Origin of the sequence: Bradyrhizobium sp. (genome assembly GCF_019244115.1) — a bacterium.
In the GTDB taxonomy this organism is placed as follows: Bacteria; Pseudomonadota; Alphaproteobacteria; order Rhizobiales; family Xanthobacteraceae; genus Bradyrhizobium.
Map to the genome: position 1 here is coordinate 1 of NZ_JAFATE010000229.1, position 3,294 is coordinate 3,294.

At 64.0% G+C, this 3,294-nt stretch carries 3 protein-coding genes; 2 read left to right on the forward strand and 1 reads right to left on the reverse strand.

Annotated elements, in window-relative coordinates; all coding sequences use genetic code 11:
* Window positions 1–1,403: flavin-containing monooxygenase (locus tag JOZ76_RS10355; protein ID WP_291698535.1), on the reverse strand; the 1,403-nt coding region annotated here is incomplete at its 3' end.
* Window positions 1,404–1,604: 201 nt separating this feature from the next.
* Here JOZ76_RS10355 and JOZ76_RS10360 point away from each other — a divergent pair.
* Both JOZ76_RS10360 and JOZ76_RS10365 read left to right on the forward strand, forming a co-directional pair.
* Window positions 1,605–2,510 (forward strand): sigma-70 family RNA polymerase sigma factor, encoded by a 906-nt coding sequence (locus JOZ76_RS10360; RefSeq protein ID WP_291698536.1) that lies wholly within the window; start codon window positions 1,605–1,607, stop codon window positions 2,508–2,510.
* A gap of 130 nt (window positions 2,511–2,640) precedes the next feature.
* The coding region (locus JOZ76_RS10365; protein ID WP_291698537.1) for an alpha/beta fold hydrolase at window positions 2,641–3,294 on the forward strand (654 nt) is incomplete at its 3' end.

Sequence of the window (3,294 nt, forward strand, 5' to 3'; positions counted from 1 at the left end):
CGATCGACCACCCAATCGGCATGCTGCTCGATCGACACCGCCATGTTGGACAGCACCGACGGGCTGCCCGGACCGGTGATCAGGAACAGATTTGGGAAGCCGGCGACGGTGAGGCCAAGATAGGTCTGCGGCCCGTTCTTCCAGACGTCCGACAGCGATTTGCCGTCGCGGCCGGTGATCGGATGCACGGCGCGGATCGCACCGGTCATGGCATCAAAACCGGTCGCGAACACGATCACGTCGAGGTCGAAGGTGCGCCTGTCGGTGGTGATGCCGGTCGACGTAATCGCCTTGATCGGCTCGTCGCGCAGATTGACCAGCGTGACATTGTCGCGGTTGTAGGTGGTGTAGTAGTTGGTTTCGAGGCAGGGCCGCTTGGCCCCGAACGGATGATCGAACGGGCTGAGCGCCGCCGCGGTCTCCGGGTCTTTCACGATCTCGCGGACTTTTTCGCGCAGCAGATCGGCCACCAGCGTATTGCCGTCGACGTCGTTGCCCTGGTCGGCCCAGAGCTGCGAGAGGATGAAGACGAGATCGCCTTCGCCCCACGCCTTCTCAAAACGCTCGCGGCGCTCGGCATCGCTGAGCGCCCAGCTATAGAACGTGTTCTGCGCGATCGGCACGCCGGCGAGCGACCAGCGCGCCTGTTCGCGGAAGGCGGCGCGGTCGGCCTCGAACTGCGCGACGCGGTCCGTCGTTCGCGGGCCGTTATGCGCGGGCATGGCAAAGTTCGGCGTGCGCTGGAAGACAGTCAGATGCGCGGCCTGCTCGGCAATCTTGGGGATCGCCTGGATGCCTGACGAGCCGGTGCCGATCACGCCGACGCGCTTGCCCCTGAGGTCGACGTCGTGATGCGGCCAGCGGCCGGTGAACAAGATCTCCCCCCCAAAATCCTTGACGCCGTCGATTTCCGGTGGCTTTGGCGCGGACAGGCAGCCGGTGGCCATGATGTAGTCGCGGCAGGAAATGGTGGCGCCGTTGCTGGTGGTCAGCAGCCAACGCTGCGCCGCCTCGTCCCAGGTCGCCGAGGTCACCTTGGTGCCGAAGCGGATGTCGCGGTGCAGGTCATAGCGGTCGGCGATGAAGCCGAGATAGCGCAGGATTTCCGGCTGGGTCGCGTATTTCTCCGACCAGGTCCAGGCGTTCTCCAGGTCCGGATCGAAGGTGTAGCTGTAATCGACGGTCTGGATGTCGCAGCGTGCGCCGGGATAGCGGTTCCAGTACCAGGTGCCGCCGACATCATTGGCCTCATCGAGCCCGACGGCGGAAAAGCCTGCCTTGCGGAGGCGATGGAGGATGTAGAGTCCGGCAAAGCCGGCGCCGACCACCGCGACGTCGACCTGTTGCACCGCGCTGCGATCAGTTGAGTCCGACGCGGATGCCGCGACCATTGCCTCTGGCATGCCAATCCTCCCGTACGATTTTGTGTTTTGATTTGAAGGCGACAGGGTGCGCCCAATTTGGCATCGGGACAAGGTCAATCTTGTGGAGCAGGCTACCCGCGCGCTCCCGCAGAGTGGTAAATTTTCCGGCCCGCGTATCTTTTGGATCGCTCCGATCGTCTTGAAGAGAAACGAAGGGGAAAGCGGACCGCAGGAACCGTGATGGATACGAACAACGCGATGAACGAGCCCATTGCCATTCTCAGCAGCGAGAGCCTGGCGCAGGCTTTGGGCGAGCTGCGGCCAAAGCTGCATCGCTACTGCGCGCGGATGACAGGCTCGGTCATCGACGGCGAGGACGTCGTCCAGGAGGTTTTGGTGAAAGCGATCGAGGCCTTTTCGGAAGCCGAGCCGATCGTCAATGCCGAGGGCTGGCTGTTTCGGATCACTCACAATGCAGCACTGGATTTTTTGCGGCGGCGCGCCCGCCAGGATGCGCTGCTTGCGGAGGAGGCTCTCGACATGACCGCCGATCCCGTCTCCACGAGCGATGACCGTCTGACCGTCACCGCGAGCCTTCGAACCTTCATGCGGCTGCCGACCAGCCAGCGCTCTACGGTCATCCTGCGCGACGTGCTCGGCTATTCGCTGGGCGAGATCGGCGCCTTGCTCGACAGCAGCCTTCCCGCGGTCAAGGCGGCGCTGCATCGCGGACGCGCGCGGCTGCGCGAGATCGCGACCGAGGCGGACGAGCGGCCGCTTCCGGTGCTGGCCGATGCCGAGCGAGCGCGGCTGTTGGACTATGTGTCCCGCTTCAATGCGCGGGATTTCGAGGGCCTGCGCGACCTGCTCGCGGACGATGTGCAACTCGAGCTGGTGAGCCGGTTTCGCCGCCGCGGCCGCGACGTCGTGCAGAATTATTTTGGCCGCTATCGCGAGCGGCAGGATTGGCAGCTGGTGCCCGGCCTGGTGGAGGGCCGGTCCGCGGTCATCGTGCAGGACGCGTCCTCACGCGCAGTGCTCTATTTCGTGCTGCTGGCATGGGCGGGCGAGCAGGTCAGCGATATCAGGGATTTCCGCTACGCCCGCTACGCGATGGAGGGCGCCGAGCTGTTTGTCGCGGCGTGACGACGCGGCGGCGGACATGATCAACTTGCCGCGAAGACGGTCAGTTGCGCCATTTCGCGTCATAGGAATTGCAACTTAGCCACTCTACATCGATCCGGCCTGGTACAAGAATCGGGAAAGGATCGACATCATGCCGACAATCACAACAACCGATGGCGTAGATATTTTTTACAAGGACTGGGGTTCGGGGCAGCCCATCGTGTTCAGCCATGGCTGGCCGCTCTCGGCCGATGACTGGGACACCCAGATGCTGTTCTTCGTCGGCCACGGCTTTCGCGTCATCGCGCATGACCGGCGTGGCCATGGCCGCTCGAGCCAGGTCGCCGATGGTCACGACATGGACCATTATGCCGACGATCTCGCAGCGCTGACCGCCCATCTCGATCTGAAGAATGCGGTGCATGTCGGCCATTCCACCGGAGGCGGCGAGGTCGTGCACTACATTGCCCGCCATGGCGAGAGCCGCGTGGCGAAGGCGGCGATCCTGTCCGCGGTGCCGCCCTTGATGGTGCAGACGGCGTCCAATCCGGGCGGGCTGCCGAAGGAGATTTTTGACGGTCTGCAGGCGCAACTTGCCGCGGGGCGCTCGCAATTCTACTGGGATCTCGCGGCCGGTCCGTTCTACGGCTTCAACCGTCCCGAGCGAAAGCCGCAGCAGCCCGTTATCCTGAACTGGTGGCGCCAGGGCATGATGGGCGGCGCGAAGGCGCATTACGACGGCATCGTCGCGTTCTCGCAGACCGACTTCACCGAGGATCTGAAGAGGATCACGGTGCCTGTGCTG

Excerpts from the sequence above, each read along its gene's own strand:
- JOZ76_RS10360 (WP_291698536.1), top strand. The coding sequence starts at position 1,605 with ATGGATACGAACAACGCGATGAACGAGCCCATTGCCATTCTCAGCAGC.